The organism is Kitasatospora sp. NPDC090091 (assembly GCF_044747365.1).
GTDB lineage: Bacteria > Actinomycetota > Actinomycetes > Streptomycetales > Streptomycetaceae > Kitasatospora.
The window spans coordinates 73,498-89,431 of sequence record NZ_JBIVDY010000024.1 but is presented as its reverse complement, the minus strand read 5'-3'; the positions used below and the strand labels follow the sequence as shown (position 1 = coordinate 89,431).

The following is a 15,934-nucleotide window of genomic DNA, read 5'->3' as shown; positions in this document are numbered from 1 at the left end:
ACAAGATCTTGATCAAGCGATCCAGCGTCTTTCCGGACATGTCCACCCAAGGCGACAACCGGTTTGACCTGCCGATGGACAAGAGCGCATCGTTCCGATCCGAACACAGTCTCAAAGAGGCTGCGAAGTCGGAGGGGAATCACAGAACAGTCATGTCCGCCACGTCACGCACATTCCCGAGCACTCCGCCGGCACCATCGATACGTCGGCGTACAACCCGCCTGGCGGCGATCGGGGCAAGCTGCGCCCTCGGCTTCGGCCTGCTGGCGGCCCCGGCTGCCGCAGCGGCCGACACCGCTTCGCCGTCGACCCACGGCCCCACGGGCGCGCTTGCACCGATCGTCCCCACGACGCCGGCACCGGCGCGCACGCCCGAGCAGCAGGCCATGCTCGATGCGATCGCCAAGGCCAAGAGCAGCGGCAAGCCGGTCGTGGTAGACCGACTGACCGGCGAGGCGTCGAAGACCGTCGCCAACCCCGACGGCACCCTCACCACCACCGACAACGCCCAGCCGGTGCGCGCCAAGCGCGACGGCGGGTGGGCGGACATCGACTCCGCCCTGCGCGGGAACTCGGACGGGACGCTGAGCCCGGCCGTCGCAACGACGGGGCTGGTGTTCTCGGGCGGCGGCAGTGGTCCGATGGCGACCATCAGCACGTCCGACGGCAAGAAGCTGTCGATCAGTGCGCCTTTCGCGCTGCCGAAGCCGAGCGTGTCCGGCCCGACCGCGACTTATACGAACGTCCTGCCCAGTGTCGACCTCGAACTCACGGCCCTGCCGGTCGGCGGGTGGCGCGACGTGATCGTCGTCCACACTCCCGAGGCCGCTGCCAACCCCGCGCTGAAGACCCTGCGCTTCCCGCTCACCGCAGTCGGCCTGACGGTCGCATCAGATGCCTCGGGGCGCATCGACGTCAAGGACGAGGCGGGAACGCTGCGGTTCAGCTCCCCCGCACCCCTGCAGTGGGATTCGTCCAAGGCTGCACCGTCGGCCCCCGCCGCTGCGCCGAAGTCGGCGCAGAAGGCGGCCTTCGCCGCGGCGGCCGCGGACGCTCCCGCCCAAGCAGGTGGCACACCTTCGACGACTGCCGAGCCCGGTGACGGTGCCACCGTCGCGCGCATCGGTACCAAGGTGTCCGGCGGTGCCATCGAGTTGACGCCGGACCAGGGTGCGCTCGGCTCCGGGACGGGGCCGTGGTTCCTGGACCCGTCGTTGGTCGCGGCGACGAGTTCCGTCCAGGGCTCGGTGGAGGTCCAGGAGAACTACCCGACGGCGGAGAACTACAACAAGAAGACCGACCTCGCCACCGGCTACTGCGGCTACCACAGCCCCGACCCCAGCCTGGACTGCGGGAAGCTCGGCCGCCAGCGTGCCTACTTCCAGTTCGGCATTCACCCGGGCCTGTACACCACACCCGGCGGTGCCGAGAGCCCGCCGACCATCTTCACGTCCACGCTCAACGCGCAGGTCACCAGCGCCTCAAGCCCCGGCACCGCCACGCCGTTCGCGGTCTGGTCGGCGCCCCGGCCCATCCACGAGCACACCGACTGGGACGACCAGCCCTGCGGTAAGAGTGTGACCGTGGTCATGGAGAACTGCCCGAAGGTCAACGGCCAGCAGCTCACCGGCACGGGTCCGCTCTCCATCGACGTCACCGACATGATGAAGCAGGCCGTCGCCGGCCAGTGGCCGTGGTGGACCGTCGGGATCGCCCCCGAGGGCAACGAGAAGGAGATGCTCTACCGGCACCGCATCGCCAACAACCCCTCCATCACGACGACCTACGACATCACCCCAACCGTCTGGTACCCGCGCACCAACCCTTCTCCCGGCTTCGCCTGGAACAACAGCACTGCCGAGTGCACCAGCGGCGGCGCCCGCCCCTGGGACAACCCCGGCTGGATCAGCAGCAACCAAACGATCTACCTCACCGCCAACAGTTACTCCCCCACCGGCTTCAATCTCTACACCAGCTACCAGATGTGGGATGACAACGACTCGAACTTTCATATAGAGCAAGGGCATTGGGGTGGGCCATATAACGACCCGGCGCTCTCCCTCGAGGTCGGATCACTGTCCGACGGTCACCAGTACGGCTGGCTCGCGCGCTCCTACGACGGCAACCTGACCTCGCCCATGAGCAACTGGTGCTACTTCCGGGTCGACCGGACCAATCCGCGTGTGAGCATCAGCTCCACCGACTTCCCGCCGTCCGGAACGCCCAATCCCAACCCGGCCAAGTACCGCAACGACTGGGGCACGTTCTGGATCAACGCCGAGGACCCGGCCCCAGGTAGCGGTCTGCAGGCCTCCGGCATCGCCTGCGTGCGGGTGAGCACCGACCCGACCCCGGTCGTCGGTTGGCGCTGCGGCCAGGGCGACACGTACGCCCCCGGCCAGCCCTACAACTTCCAGCCGCGCCAGTGGGGCACCAACACCCTGTATGCCTGGGCGATGGACAACGCCGGCAACTACAGCCAGCCCGCCTTCTACAACTTCTACGTCCCGTGGAAGCCCGGCACCCAGCCGCTGTTCGGTGACGTCGACAACGACCAGAAGCCGGACATCGTGATCACCGATGCCAAGGGCGACCTGCGGATCATCGGCGGCACCAGCGACCCCGCGGCCTCACTCGCCCCGGCGGCTGCCGCGCCCGGCACCGACAGCACGCACAAGCCCACCTGGGCCGACTACCAGCTCACCCACCGCGGCACCCTCAACTCGGGCCAGGCCGTGGACCAGATCATCGCCCACAACACCAAGGACGCCGACCTCAGGAAGAAGCTCTATGTCCTGACCAGCGACCAGGCCGGCCACTTCGACAGCCTGCGCGCCGGAAGCATCACCCGGCCCGGCGACTGCGAGATCGTCGACACCGGTGCCACCTGCCCCGGCTACAACGCGCAGGACTGGTCGGACGTCTCGCAGGTCATCGCCATGGGCACGCCCGAGGGCGAAGCCCTCAAGACGGTCAACCAGACCACCGTCACCAACACCCGCACCTCCCTGCTGACCGTCGAGAACGGGCAGCTCTACCTCTACCCGCACGGCACTACCGACGACGTCACCCCGACCGCCGCCCTCATCCCGACCATTGCCGGCACCGGCAGCTGGTCCGACTACGAGCTGCTCAACCCCGGCCCCGCGAACGGCCTCACCACCGTCTCGGCCACCGAGACCCGCAAGCAGGCCACCATCTGGGCCCGCCACCGCACCAACGGCAACGTCTACGCCTACCCCATCACCTGGAAGAACGGCGCACCCGACTACACCTCGCTCACCAGGCCCGACGCCGGAACGCCGATCCTCACCGGCGCGAACTGGACCACCGCGGCCCAGCCCCGCGTCGGCGCGGCCGACCTGAACAACGACGGCGCCCCCGACCTGTGGGCCATCAACGCCGGCAACGCCATCACCGTCTTCCCCGGCAAGAGCAGCACCGGCACCGAGTTCCACGTCGACGGCTTCCAGCCGTGGCAGTTCCTCGGCTACGCCGACGCCAGCACCTCCATCCACCCCAACATGGTGAGCTGGCAGTGCATGGACGCCATCGGCGGCCCGCACAACGGCGCCGAGATCGGCATCTACAACTGCTGGGACACGGCCGCCCAGCGGTTCAACCTCGCGGCCGACGGCACCATCCGCGCCGGCATCTACTGCGTCTCCGCCAAGGACGACGTCCTCGGCAACGGCTCCGGTGTGGTCCTCGCACTCTGCGAGGGCAAGAGCGGCCAGAAGTGGGCCGTGCGCCCCGACGGCCGCATCTACCTGCCGGCCACCGCGGACGCCACGAACAACCCCAGCGGCAAGTGCCTCGAACTGCCCGGATGGTCCACTGCCCAGGGCACCAGGCTCGACATCTGGGACTGCCCGACCCTGCAGGACAACCAGCGCTGGACCCTCAACCCCGAGCGAACCTCCTGAGGACGACCTCTGCCGGGCCCTCCCGGCAGAGGTACCGAAGGACGGACGGACGCCACGCACCGGCTTTGGGGTCTGGTCCTGCACCGGGAACGCGAACCAGCGCTGGCTGGTGCGGGCGCAGGTGAGCTGACCACCGGCGCACGTCGACACGCCGTGGCCGCCCCAGCAGATCTGCTGGGGCGGCCACGGCGTTACGCACGCCGGCCCCGGCCCGTAGCCGCAGGTTCGCAGGTTCTGGGCGCAGCGGAAGGGGGCTGGAGGGGTGTCCTGCCTGCTCAGGGGGCTCGGGCTGCGCGGGGTGGGTGGGGGTGGGGAAGATAACGAGAAGCGAACGTTTGGGCGCTCGGGGCCCTCCGGGTCGTCGTCGGGCACTGTCGGCGAGGCACCATGGGCGGCCCGCCGTCCCTTCCGTCCGTCGCCTCTTTCACCTGCAGGAACGCCATGCCAGTCATTCCCACCGCGCTCGTCCTCGCCTCCGTGCTCGCCGGGGCGGGCCTGCTCGCGGGTTGTGCGGACGACGGTGGTACGGCTGCTGTGCGGACGACGGCCGCGTCGGTGTCGGCGTCGGCGTCGACCCCGGCGGCGTCACCGTCTGCTTCGGCCTCGGGGAACCCTTCCGCCCCGGCCGGTACCCCGACCGCGCAGCCCTCCCCCACCACGCCCGCCGTCCGGACCGAAGCGGCGACGCTGGCCATCCCGTCGATCCACCTGGCGGGGCTGTCGGTGGTCCCCTACCAGGGCACCACCGACGACGGGCCCGGTACCCGGATCCAGAACCGCGGGGTGGCCGCCAGCCCCTTCGGCGAGCAGGGCGGGGTGGGCCCGGGTGAGGTGGGCAACTACCTGGTCACCGCCCACCGGCTCTCGGCCGGCGGTCCGCTGCGGGACCTGCCCTCGGTGCGCGAGGGCGACGTCGTGCTGGTCACGGTGGGCGGCACCGAGTACGAGTACGTGATCACGGGCACCCGGAGCACGTCGTTCCGCTCCCCGGGTTCCCTGGCCGAGCAGCGTGCCGCCGTCCCGGGCCGGCCGGGCGAGACCGCGGTGCAGCCGATGATCACCATCTCGACGTGTGCCACTCCCGAGGACAATGCCGCGGGCAACCGCTGGCGCGATGCCAACGGCAACCCGGAGCACCGCATCGACAAGATCGGCGTCCTGCGCGCCACCCGCCCCGCGGCCTGAGCCCCCGGGTCGCGTGCCGCTGCGGGCTCAGGCGTCGAGGCCGTCGACGGCGAGGGGGACGTCGCCGGTGGTCTTGCTGTAGCCGAGGGACTCGACGATCAGGCCGTCGCGGACGATGGTGAGGTTGACGCCGCGCACGGAGTCGGTGGGGCCGTCGCCGAAGCGGTAGCGCCAGCGGACGGTGGCGTGTTCGCCGGAGATGAGGACGTTCTCCGGCTCGAAGCGGCTGGTGCGGTCGTCGGCGAGGGCCTGCCAGAACTCCAGGCAGGCGGTGCGGCCTTCGTAGCGGGCGCCGTCGGGGGCGGGCTGGTTGGCCTCCATCACGCAGTCGTCGGCGATCAGGTCGGTGAGCAGGGACGCGTCGTGCTCGGTGAAGGCGCGGTTGAAGCGGTCGATGACCTCGGCGGTGGTGCGGAGCGACATGCCGGAACCCCTCAGAAGTAGAACGGTTGGTCTATCTGTCGAGAACCATATAGACCGGTTGATCTACTCGTCAACCGGTGGCAGGCTGTCGCCATGACCACCACCACACGCACACGCCAGGCGCCGGGACCGCGCGAGCGCCTCCTGGAGGCCGCCCAGCAGCTCACCTACAGCCAGGGCGTGGGCGTGGGGGTCGACGCCCTGCTGAAGGCCGCCAACGTGGCCCGGCGCTCGCTCTACGAGCACTTCGGCGGCAAGGACGGGCTGATCGCCGAGGTCCTGCGGCGCAGCGCGGAGGCGGACGTGGCCGCCTACGTGCGGACCATGGACGCGGCGGGCGAGGACCCGCAGGCGCGGCTGCTGGCGGTCTTCGACGGGATCGGTGAGGTCATCGCGCGGGAGGACTTCCGCGGTTGCCGCTATCTGGCCGCCGACCTCGCCCTCGCCGACCCCGAGCACCCGGGGCACGCCGTCACCCGTGAGTACCGGGCGCGGGTGACCGGGCTGCTGGAGCGCGAGCTGGCCGCGCTCGGGCACCCGCGGCCGGCGGTCGCGGCCGATCAGCTCCTGCTGCTCGTCGACGGTGCCCTGGCGGCCGGGGCGACCCGCCCGGCCACGGATCCGGCGGCGTCCGCCCGGCTGCTCGCGGAGCAGGTCCTCGCCGGGTAGGCGGGCCAGCCTCGGGGCGTCAGGTCACCGCATCGCCGGCCGCCTCGGTCGGGGCGGGGACGGCGTGTTCGGCGGCGCGGCTGACGGCCTCCCATCGCGCCCAGGTGTCCATGCGGGTGCGGGCGATGTCGAACGCGAGGTCGTAGACCATGCTGCCCAGCAGGAGGCGCAGCGGCGGTTCGTCGCTGTCGACGAGCGTGAGCAGGGCGGCTGCGGCGAGTTCGGGGGCGCTGTCGACCGAGCCGTCGGCGAACTGCTTGGCCAGTTCCTCCCGCAGCGGGGTGTAGGCGTCGAGGGGGGTGGTGGTGCGCATGGCGGTGTAGAGGTCGGTCCAGTAGCCGCCGGGCTGGATCATGCTGACCTTGACGCCGAAGGCGGCGGCCTCGGCGGCGAGGGCTTCGCTGAGGCCTTCCAGGGCGAACTTGCTGGCGCTGTAGAGGCCGGTGCTGGGGAAGCCGCCGAGGGCGGCGATGCTGGAGACCTGGACGAGGTGGCCGGAGCCCTGTGCGCGCAGGACGGGCATGACGGCCTGGCTGACCCAGAGCGCGCCGAAGAAGTTGACGTCCAGTTGGGCGCGGGCCTCGGCCTCGGTGAACTCTTCGACCATGCCCATGGACAGCATTCCGGCGTTGTTGACGACGATGTCGAGTCGTCCGAAGTGGCGGGTGGCCTCGGTGACGGCGGCGAGGACGGCGTCGCGGTCGGTGACGTCCAGGTGCAGGGGCAGGACCCGGCCGGGGTGGGCGGTGGCGAGGTCCTCCAGCGGGGCGAGGGTGCGGGCGGCGGCGGCGACGCGGTCGCCGGCGTTCAGGGCGGCCTCGGTGAAGGCGCGGCCCAGGCCGCGGCTGGCGCCGGTGACGAGCCAGACGCGGCCGGTGGTGTCGGCCGGGGTGTTCATGCGGGTGCTCCTGTCCGAGAAGGTCGGGGTTCGGGTTCGGGGTTCCGGGCTTCCGGGGTGCGGGCGTGGGCCGGGCGGTCAGCTTCGGCGGGCGCTCCACAGGGCCAGGGAGGTGAGGAGGGTGAAGAGGGCGCCGGTGGTCAGGACGCCGTTGAGGGAGAGGTTGGTGGCGACGACGGCGCCGAAGAGCGCGCCGAGGGCGATGGCGAGGTTGTAGACGGAGGTGTTCAGGGCGGTGGCCGCCTCGGCCGAGTCGGGTGCGGCCTTGAGGATCCACGTCTGGACGCCGACCGGTACGCCGCCGAAGGCCAGTCCCCAGGCCAGCAGCAGCAGGGTTCCGCCGAGCGGTGTGCGGCCGGCGAGGGGGAAGACGGCGAGGACCGCGGTCAGTACGGCGCCGACGGTGAGGATGGTCGCGCGGACGTTGCGCTCCGCGGCGGCGCCGGCGAGGAAGTTGCCGAGGATGCCGGCCGCGCCGAAGCCGAGCAGGAGCGGGCCGATCGCGCCTTCGCCGATCCCGCTGACGTCCTGGAGGATCGGGCTGACGAAGGTGAAGGCGGCGAAGTGGCCGCCCACCAGGAGGAACGTGGCGAGGACGCCGGCGCGGACCACGGGGTGGCGCAGCTGCTGCGGCAGCGCGCGCAGCCTGACCGCCTGCTGGGCGGGCAGGGCGGGCAGCAGCAGGAGCAGGGCGGCGAGGACGAGCAGGCCCAGTGCGCCGGCGACGGCGAAGGCGGTGCGCCAGTCGGCGAGGCCTGCGATCAGCGTCCCGGCGGGCACGCCGAGGACGTTGGCGGCGGTCGCGCCGCCGAAGACGACCGAGACGGCCCGCGGGACGAGCCGCTCCGGTACCAGGCGCACGGCCACGCCCGCGGCGAGCGCCCAGAAGCCGCCGATGCTGATGCCGACGAGGAAGCGCGAGCCCAGCAGGACGGCGAAGCCGGGGGCCAGCGCGGAGAGCGCGTTGGCCAGCACCATCAGCGCGACCAGGCCGACCAGGGCAATCCGGCGGTCCAGGCGGCCGATCACCACCGGCAGCAGGGGCGCGGTGACGGCGGCGACCAGGCCGGGGACGGTCACCATCAGCCCGGCGGTCCCCTCGGAGACGTGGAGGTCCTCGCCGACGAAGGGCAGCAGCCCGACGGGCAGCGATTCGACGGTCACCAGGGCGAACGTTGCGACCGCCATCGCGACGACGGCGAGCCAGCGCCTGAGCGGCACCCGTTCGTCGTCGGTGGAGGTGGCGGGCACTGCTGCGGTGCCGGTCATGGTCACGGGTGTGCTCCGGGGTCTGTAGGTGCTCGGGCCGCCGCAAGGGCGTCGTGGTCGATGGCTGTGGCGCGGACATGGCTGAGGCGCGGCCGCGGCCGCGGTGTTGCGGGCGGTGGTGGCGGCCGCGGCAGCCTGCTCCCGTCCTGCTGACGATCTTTCAGCTGCGCGGGGTGATCATCAACGCCGACCTCCGCAGGGTCCGATAACCCAGGCTTATGACGGGGGCGCCGGGGCACCGGACGGTGCGCAGCAGGTGGGCGGTGCCCCGCGGGTGGGCGGCGGGGCGGCGGGGGGCCATGGCGGAAGAAGGAGGCGGGACCCGGCCCGCATGCCTGTGGTCGCCGGTTTCCAGGCGTATTCCGCGGGAGAATTTCCCGGGAGTCGTTCCGGGATTCCTTCGGGGTGGTCGGCGGGAGCATCCCCTGCCCTCTTCCGGATTTCAGCTCCGGGATTTCCGCCCGATGTCAAGGAATAGTTGCGGGATGTCAAGGGATGTCAAGATCTAAAGATCTTTCAAGGTTGGCACGGGGGAACGTCAAGACCGGGAGATCACGGGCGTCGGGGGCGTTGACGGCTGTTACGGTCCTGGCATGGATATCTTTCCGCTGCCCCGATTCGGGCTCGTGGTGCCCCCGGAGAACCCTATCGCGGAGCCCGAGTACCACAGCTATCTCACGTCCGAGATGAATGTGTACACCACGCGTTTCCCGGTGACCGCGGAATTCAACCGGGAAACGATGGAGATGTACAACGAGGTGCTGGCGCAGGTGCTCGCGACGTTCGGGCAGTTGCGGCTGGACGCGACGGTGGTGGCGTGCAACGCCTCGCACTACCTGCTGGACCCGGACGGGGACCGTGACTTCGTGGCCGAGCTGTCGAAGGGGTTCGGTTCGCCGGTGACCTCCTCGACGCGGGCGATCGTGGACCTGTGCGAGGCGCTGGGGGTGTCGAACCTGACGCTGATCTCGCCGTACGCGCCGTGGCTGACCGAACTGTCCCGTGGCTACTGGGAGAAGGCCGGGCTGACGGTCGACCGGATCGTCTACACGCCCTCCGCGGTGGACGAGGCCGGCGAGGGTGTGGGGTTCAACCCGTACCTGGTGACGACCGAGACGATCCTGCAGCGGATCGCCGAGGCCCAGGTGCCGCAGGACTCGACGGTGCTGTTCACCGGGACCGGCATGCACACCCTGCTCGCCGCGACCGAGCTCGCCCAGCAGAACCCCTCGCGCACGCTCATCACCTCCAACCTCGCCTCGGCGTGGTGGGCGCGGCGCACCGCGGGCCTGTCCGGCTTCGCCGCGGCGCACCCGCTGGTGCAGCGGCTGGAGCGCGAACTGGCCGCCCGCTAGGGCCTGTTCGCTGCGCACCGTTCTTCGTCGTCCGTCTGTGAGCGCATCTTTCAAGGAGGGGCCGGCCGTGGCCGCCAACAGCGAAGCACCAACGCCTGATTCGTCCGATGCCCTGGTGGCCGTGGTCAGTGGCGGCGCGTCCGGGATCGGGGCGGCCGCCGCGGCCGCGCTGATCGCCCGGGGCGTGCGCGTGGCCGCCCTGGACCTCAACCCCGACGACGTCGCGGCCCCGGCGGTCGGTGTCGCCTGCGACGTGTCCGACGACGCGTCGGTGCGTGCCGCCGTCGAGCAGGTCGCGGAGCGGTTCGGGCGCATCGACATCGTCGTCAACAACGCCGGCATCGCCGCCCAGGGCGGCGTCGACGACAACGACGACGCGGAGTGGCTGCGCGTGCTGAACGTGAACGTCGTCGGCATGGTGCGGCTGGCCCGCGCGGCCCTGCCGCACCTGCGCAAGTCGCCGGCGGCGGCGATCGTCAACACCTGTTCGATCTTCGCGTGGACCGGGGTGCCCAAGCGCACCCTGTACTCCGCCTCCAAGGGCGCCGTGTACTCGCTGACGCTGGCGATGGCCGCCGACCACGCCCGCGAGGGCATCCGGGTCAACGCGGTCGCCCCCGGCGCGGTCGACACCCCGTGGATCACGCGGGTGCTGGCGATGGCCCCGGACCCGCAGGCGGCGCGGGCGGCCCTGGACGACCGGCACCCCATCGGGCGTCTGACGCGGCCCGAGGAGGTCGGCGAGGCCATCGCCTACCTGGCCGCCGCGGCCTCCGGCACCACCGGGACGGTCCTGTCCGTCGACGGCGGCATCCACACCCTGCGCCTGTAGACCCCGGCCCTGGCGCCTGGCATCCGCAGGCACCCCCGCCCCGGCGCCCTCTCCCCCGGCGCCTGTCCCCCGGGCGCTTCCCGCGCCCCGGCGGTCCCGTGACGGCCTGACGGCCCGACGGTCCCGGAAAGCCCTCAATCAGCCCAGGATCCAGTCAAGTTGACACCGCCACCTCGTTCCCGGCGATGCGGCGGGGAGCACGGCCCCGTTCGGCGCTGCGGCCGCGTGCCCGGTCCGCGGGCCGCCCGTCCCGACCCCGCGCATACCGGACTTGACCCTCACATTAATGGAAAGGTTTCAGCATCCCATCATGAGGAGCACCGAGCCGTCTGTCGGCACCGCCACCCCCGCACCCCCCGTCCCCGAGGCACCGGGCAAAACCGGTGCGCCTGACACCGTAGGCGCTTCGCCCGCCGAGGGCCAGAAGCTGCCGATGGCGGCACTGCTCGCGTTGGCCGTCGCCGTGTTCATCACCAGCCTCACCGAGACGCTGCCCGCCGGGCTGCTGCCCGAGATGAGCTCCAGCCTGCACACCAGCGAGTCGGCCGCCGGGCAGACGGTGACCATCTACGCGCTGGGCACGGTGCTGACGACGATCCCGCTGTCCGCGGCCACCGCCGGCTGGTCGCGCAAGCGCCTGCTGCTGGCCGCGATGGGTGGCTTCGCGGTCGCCAACACCGTGACCGTCGTGTCGTCGAACTACCCGCTCACCCTGGCCGCGCGCTTCCTCGCCGGTGTCGCCGCGGGCCTGGCCTGGGCGCTGCTGGCCGGCTACGCCCGGCGGATGGTCGCCCCCGCGCTGGAGGGCCGGGCGATCGCGATCGCGATGGCCGGCATCCCGCTGGCCCTGTCGGTCGGTGTGCCGGCGGGCACGTTCCTGGGCCAGGTCGCGTCCTGGCAGACCGCGTTCCTCGTGATGACCGTGCTGACCGTGCTGCTGCTGGTGTGGATCACGGCCGTCGTGCCCGACCACCCCGGGCAGGAGCGCGGCGGCAAGATCCCCGTGCGCAGCACGCTGAAGGTGCCGGGGGTGACGGCGGTGCTGTTCGTGATGCTGGTCTTCGTGCTGGCGCACACCATCCTCTACGCGTACATCGCCTCCTTCCTCGACCACGCCGGGATGGGCGACCAGACGGACGCGGCGCTGCTGGTGTTCGGCATCGCGTGTCTGGTGAGCATCTGGGTGGTCGGCACCTACATCCAGGGGCACCTGCGGAACCTGACCGTCGCGAGCACGCTGCTGGTCGGTGTCGCGGTCGCGGTGCTGGGTGCGTTCTCGGACACCCACGCGCTGGTGTACGTGGCGGCCGCGCTGTGGGGGCTGGGCTGGGGCGGTGTGCCGACGCTGCTGCAGACGGCCGCCGGTCAGGCGGGCGGGGATGCGGCGGATGCGGCGCAGGCGATCCTGGTGGTGCTGTGGAACGTGGCGATGGCCGGTGGCGGCATCATCGGCGGTCTGCTGCTGGACTCCTCCGGGGCGGGGCCGCTGCCGTGGACGGTGTTCGGTCTGCTGGTGCCGGTCCTGGCCGTGGTGGTCGCGGCCCGGGTGCACGGCTTCCCCGGCCGGCGCGCACTCGACGCCGACTGACGGACACCGTCCGACGCGCGTCGATCTGACGTCACGTCATATATGCGGCCCGCAGGGGCCGCCACAGCACCCCGGCGGCCCGGTGGGCGGCGCCCGCGGGGGCCGCGTCGCGACATCCCCCCTCTCGTGACGCGTGCCCCCGGCGCCGGCGTCCTTCGGAGCCTGTCGGGGGAACTGCCGCGCGGGGCGCCGGCGATGGCTGCAGAGGCCGTCGCCGGCGCCCCGTGCGGCTTCACCGTGCCCGGGCAGGGGGCGGCGTCTCACCGGGCGGGGGCGGGCGGCTCACCGGGTGGGGCCGCCGGCCGGTGTGGTCCAGCGCGGGTCGATGCGGCCCAGCCAGGCGTCCTGGGCATCGGCCAGCGGGTGTCGCAGCGGCAGCGGGAGGAAGCGGCAGACGAAGACGAGGCCGGCGTCGTCGCCGCCGCCGTGGACGCGATGCTCCCACGTGTCGGGGGTGTCCCCGGGTGCCTGCACGTGGAGGAAGGTGGTGCGCCGTGGTTGCCCGGTGTCTGGGTGGGGCTGCTCCTCCACGGCGAGCCGGCGTACCACGGTGGCGGTCAACAGGCCGGTCTCCTCGGCGACTTCCCTCAGAGCTGCCGCCTCCAAGCTCTCACCGGGTCGCACTCCCCCGGCCGGGACCTGGGTGCCCGCCCGGGGAATGCCGTGGTGGTCGAACACCAGCAGTTCGGCAGCGGTGGAACGCAGTCCGGGGACGGCTCGCCGGCGGATCACGTAGGCGGCGACGCGGAGGCGGGGCCGGCTTGTCATCGCGGCTCAGAAGACGTCCAGGAGTGCGGCCAGGGAGGCGATGACGGGTACCTGCGCCGCCGGCGCCCGTCCGGCCGTGGTGGCCGGGGCGGCCGGGCCGCGGCGCAGCGCGCGCCCGGCGTAGCCGAGGTGGACCGCGGCGGTGACCAGGTCCGGGTCGTCGTCGACGAACAGGCACTGGGCGGGTGCGAGGCCCAGCGCGGTGCTGGCGTGGCGGTACATGCGCGGATCCGGCTTGTTGCAGCCCAGTTCGGCGGAGATCGCGTAGGCCTCGAAGTAGTGCCCGATGCCCAGCTCGTCGTGCAGCCGGGGCAGGTCCGGCCAGGCGTCCGACACCACCGCCATGCGCACGCCCCGTCGGCGCAGCTCGTGAAGGGTGGGCGCGACGTCGGGGTAGGTCTCCAGGACGGTGGGTGCGGGGACGTCGCGGCGCAGGTCGGCGAGCAGGTGCGGGTCCGGGTCCACGTCGAGGGCGTGGAGCAGCGCGCGGTGGTAGTCGTCGGGGTCGGGGGTGGAGGGGGCGGCGTCGAGGAAGCGGTCGCCGGTGGCGATGGCTTCGGCGAACCGGCCGGGTGTGATGTCCGGTCGGCGGGTCAGGACGGTCTGTTCGAAGTCGGCCCGCGGGTTCCAGCGGCCGCCGATCGGGCGGATCAGCACGCCCCCGGAGTCGAGGAGGACGGCACGCAGGTCTCCGGAGCGGGGAAGGGGCGGCGGTGTCGGCATCCGCCAAGTCTGGTGCCTGCCGGGGCGGTTGGTCGACCCCGAGGGGCCCGCGGGGTGCGGGCCGGGTGCGGCCGGGTGGGGTCAGTGGCGTGTGGCCCACCGGTACGCCTGCCGGGTGGCGTCGGGGAGCAGGCGCAGCCGGCCGGTGGGCAGCGGATGGCCGTGGGCCCTGGCCCAGGCGCAGGCGGCGTCGAAGTCGGGGTCCTCGGTGGTCATGTCCGGGGTGCCCATGACCGCGTAGGCCGGCAGCCGGGCCTGCGTGAGGAGGGCCTGGGGCAGGTCCAGGCCGAAGTGCTGTTCGACGACGGCGAGGGTGCGGCGGTTGCGTGCCGTGTGGTGCTCGTCGTCGGGGCGCCGGTAGGTGGTCCCGCCGGGGTTCAGGATGTCGGCGGCGACGAGGTCGGGCAGCAGCAGGTCGGGCTCCTCGCCCCAGCGCTGGCACTCCTCGCCGAGACCGAAACCGCAGAGGTGGCGGCCGTCGCGGGCGTAGCAGACGAGGGCGGGCGGATGCTCGCGGACCGGGCTGTAGTGGACGACCTCGACCCCGTCGCGGGAGATCTCCTCCAGGCGCTCGGACCCGGTGGAGTCGCCGTACTCGAAGGCGAACGCCCACCCGGCGTGCTCGCCGACCCGCACGACGCCGTCGCCCCTCTCCCCGGGCCGGTAGATCAGCATGTCCAGCTGGAGCACCTCGGCATCCGTGATCGGCTCGGTCTCCGCCCCCGGCTCGGCGCCCATGCGCGCCGCCAGCTCCTGCGCGCCGAGGCCGCGGGCCATGACCACGCCGGACAGGTAGCCCGTTTCGCCGCCCTCGGGCAGCCACCGAATGCCGTCGCCCACGACGTCTCCCCCCTGGTGCCGTACCGCAGTACTCCTGCGGTGTGTGGGCCGACTGTAGGGGACGGGGCCGACACCGGCTCCCTCGCCGTCGACTTCGACACCCGCGCGGACGTCGAACTGCCCACGATGGTGTGGGCGTTGACGGTTCTGCGTGGGATGGTCGGCTTCATGGACGGCGACGACGGCGCTCTGGTGACGCTGACCGCCGACTGGAGCGGCGGTGAGGTGCTGATGGAACTGGCGCCGCACCGCTCGCGCTTCCTGGACCGGGAGCGCGACGCCGTGGCGTGGGCGCGGGCCGGGGACCGGGAGTTCGACGTGCGCTGCGCCGTCACCGACCGCCCGAGCACGGACGCGGGCCCGGGCACGGACGTGGACGGGTCGGCGGGCGAGGTGATCGGGCGGCTGCTGGGGCGTCCGGGGCCCCGTCCGGAAGCCGTCCACACGGAAGCCGCCCGGGCGGCCCCGGTCGCCCGGGTGCGGCGAGGCTCCCCGGGGGTCGGGTGGAGGTCGCACGCCTCGTTCCGACTGCCGGGGAGCCTCGTTCGCTGCGATGCCGTCACCCCCGGGGAAGGGCGACGGATCGCCGTCAGGTGGTGTAGCCGCCGTCGACCGCGAGGGCGGTGCCGGTGATGTAGTTGCCGCCGGGGCCGGCGAGGAAGGCGACGGCGTTGGCGATGTCCTCGGCCTTGCCGTAGGTGTTCAGGGCGGTGAGGCCGCGCTGGAAGTCGGCGGTGTCGCCGTCGGCCGGGTTCATGTCGGTGTCGATCGGGCCCGGGTCGACGGTGGTGACGTTGATGCCCTGGGGGCCGAGCTCGCGGGCCAGGGAGTTGGTCAGGCCCACCAGCGCGGCCTTGGCAGTGGCCTGGAGGACGAAGTTGCCGCCCGGCACACGGCCGTTGAAGCAGGAGCCGACGCTGATGATGCGTCCGCCCCGGCCGAGGTGGGGGGCGGCCGCCTGGGCGGCCAGGATGATCGAGGTGACGTCGACGGCCAGGACGCGGTCGATGTCCTCGGGGGTGACCTCGCCGAGCGGTCCGTAGGCGAGGAAGCCGGCGTTGTTGACGAGGATGTCGATGCTGCCGAGCTCGCGCACGGTCTGCTCCACGGCCTGGGCCGCGGTGGCGGGCCGGGTCAGGTCGGCCTGGATGACCAGGGCCGTGCCGCCGTCCGCCTCGATCTGCTTGGCGACCTCGCGGGCCTGCTCCTCGGCGTTGACGTAGGTGACGGCGACGGACGCCCCCGCCTCGGCCAGACGCTTGGCGATCGCCGCGCCGATGCCGCGGCTGCCGCCGGTCACCAGGGCCACCTTGCCGGTCAGGTCACTCATCGCACTACCTCCAAGAGACGGCTTGCTGTTCGTCATGACGGGATACTGAAACCTTTCCATTAATGAGAGGGTCAAGCCGGGGTCGGACCGGCCTGGCCGGCAGGGCCGGCGGGTGGTTCGAGGGGCCT

At 72.2% G+C, this 15,934-nt stretch carries 14 protein-coding genes; 7 read left to right on the top strand and 7 right to left on the bottom strand.

Going from position 1 to position 15,934, the window contains the following annotated elements; all coding sequences use genetic code 11:
* Positions 1 to 386 precede the first annotated feature (386 nt).
* The gene (locus ACIPSC_RS32125; RefSeq protein WP_400831088.1) at positions 387 to 3,926 is read left to right on the top strand and encodes a ricin-type beta-trefoil lectin domain protein; all 3,540 of its coding nucleotides are present in this window, start codon (positions 387 to 389) and stop codon (positions 3,924 to 3,926) included.
* 441 nt (positions 3,927 to 4,367) lie between these two features.
* Complete coding sequence (locus ACIPSC_RS32120) at positions 4,368 to 5,111, top strand: class E sortase (RefSeq protein WP_400831086.1); 744 nt, start codon at positions 4,368 to 4,370, stop codon at positions 5,109 to 5,111.
* Positions 5,112 to 5,138: 27 nt separating this feature from the next.
* Here the strand turns inward: ACIPSC_RS32120 and ACIPSC_RS32115 are convergent, their stop codons facing one another.
* Positions 5,139 to 5,534 carry a nuclear transport factor 2 family protein gene (locus ACIPSC_RS32115; RefSeq protein ID WP_400831084.1) on the bottom strand — a complete coding sequence of 132 codons (396 nt, stop codon included), beginning with the start codon at positions 5,532 to 5,534 and terminating at the stop codon, positions 5,139 to 5,141.
* A gap of 93 nt (positions 5,535 to 5,627) precedes the next feature.
* Here ACIPSC_RS32115 and ACIPSC_RS32110 point away from each other — a divergent pair, with 93 nt between their 5' ends.
* On the top strand, positions 5,628 to 6,203 hold the full coding sequence (locus ACIPSC_RS32110) for a TetR/AcrR family transcriptional regulator (RefSeq protein WP_400831082.1): 576 nt from the start codon (positions 5,628 to 5,630) through the stop codon (positions 6,201 to 6,203).
* A 19-nt stretch (positions 6,204 to 6,222) separates the two neighbouring features.
* On the opposite strand, the gene ACIPSC_RS32105 is transcribed toward ACIPSC_RS32110, so the two are convergent.
* Complete coding sequence (locus tag ACIPSC_RS32105; protein WP_400831080.1) at positions 6,223 to 7,101, bottom strand: SDR family NAD(P)-dependent oxidoreductase; 879 nt, start codon at positions 7,099 to 7,101, stop codon at positions 6,223 to 6,225.
* Between the two features lie 78 nt (positions 7,102 to 7,179).
* Positions 7,180 to 8,370, bottom strand: coding sequence for an MFS transporter (locus ACIPSC_RS32100; RefSeq protein WP_400831077.1), 1,191 nt, complete (start codon positions 8,368 to 8,370; stop codon positions 7,180 to 7,182).
* Between the two features lie 593 nt (positions 8,371 to 8,963).
* Here ACIPSC_RS32100 and ACIPSC_RS32095 point away from each other — a divergent pair.
* From ACIPSC_RS32095 to ACIPSC_RS32085, 3 genes are all read left to right on the top strand, one after another.
* Positions 8,964 to 9,725 carry an arylmalonate decarboxylase gene (locus ACIPSC_RS32095; protein WP_400831074.1) on the top strand — a complete coding sequence of 254 codons (762 nt, stop codon included), beginning with the start codon at positions 8,964 to 8,966 and terminating at the stop codon, positions 9,723 to 9,725.
* 67 nt (positions 9,726 to 9,792) lie between these two features.
* Positions 9,793 to 10,557 (top strand): SDR family NAD(P)-dependent oxidoreductase, encoded by a 765-nt coding sequence (locus tag ACIPSC_RS32090; protein ID WP_400831071.1) that lies wholly within the window; start codon positions 9,793 to 9,795, stop codon positions 10,555 to 10,557.
* A gap of 310 nt (positions 10,558 to 10,867) precedes the next feature.
* Positions 10,868 to 12,145 (top strand): MFS transporter, encoded by a 1,278-nt coding sequence (locus tag ACIPSC_RS32085; protein ID WP_400831067.1) that lies wholly within the window; start codon positions 10,868 to 10,870, stop codon positions 12,143 to 12,145.
* 282 nt (positions 12,146 to 12,427) lie between these two features.
* On the opposite strand, the gene ACIPSC_RS32080 is transcribed toward ACIPSC_RS32085, so the two are convergent.
* The 3 genes from ACIPSC_RS32080 to ACIPSC_RS32070 form a co-directional block, all read right to left on the bottom strand.
* Positions 12,428 to 12,913: an NUDIX domain-containing protein gene (locus ACIPSC_RS32080; RefSeq protein ID WP_400831064.1), complete on the bottom strand. Its 486-nt coding sequence runs from the start codon at positions 12,911 to 12,913 to the stop codon at positions 12,428 to 12,430.
* Positions 12,914 to 12,919: 6 nt separating this feature from the next.
* Positions 12,920 to 13,636 (bottom strand): HAD family hydrolase, encoded by a 717-nt coding sequence (locus ACIPSC_RS32075; protein WP_400831062.1) that lies wholly within the window; start codon positions 13,634 to 13,636, stop codon positions 12,920 to 12,922.
* Positions 13,637 to 13,717: 81 nt separating this feature from the next.
* A complete protein-coding gene (locus ACIPSC_RS32070; protein WP_400831059.1) occupies positions 13,718 to 14,476 on the bottom strand; it encodes a DUF6461 domain-containing protein in 759 nt (252 codons plus the stop codon).
* Between the two features lie 39 nt (positions 14,477 to 14,515).
* Here ACIPSC_RS32070 and ACIPSC_RS32065 point away from each other — a divergent pair, with 39 nt between their 5' ends.
* On the top strand, positions 14,516 to 15,109 hold the full coding sequence (locus tag ACIPSC_RS32065; protein ID WP_400831057.1) for a hypothetical protein: 594 nt from the start codon (positions 14,516 to 14,518) through the stop codon (positions 15,107 to 15,109).
* On the opposite strand, the gene ACIPSC_RS32060 is transcribed toward ACIPSC_RS32065, so the two are convergent.
* Positions 15,066 to 15,806 carry an SDR family NAD(P)-dependent oxidoreductase gene (locus tag ACIPSC_RS32060; RefSeq protein ID WP_400831054.1) on the bottom strand — a complete coding sequence of 247 codons (741 nt, stop codon included), beginning with the start codon at positions 15,804 to 15,806 and terminating at the stop codon, positions 15,066 to 15,068. The two genes, ACIPSC_RS32065 and ACIPSC_RS32060, sit on opposite strands and share 44 nt — an antisense overlap.
* Positions 15,807 to 15,934 lie beyond the last annotated feature (128 nt).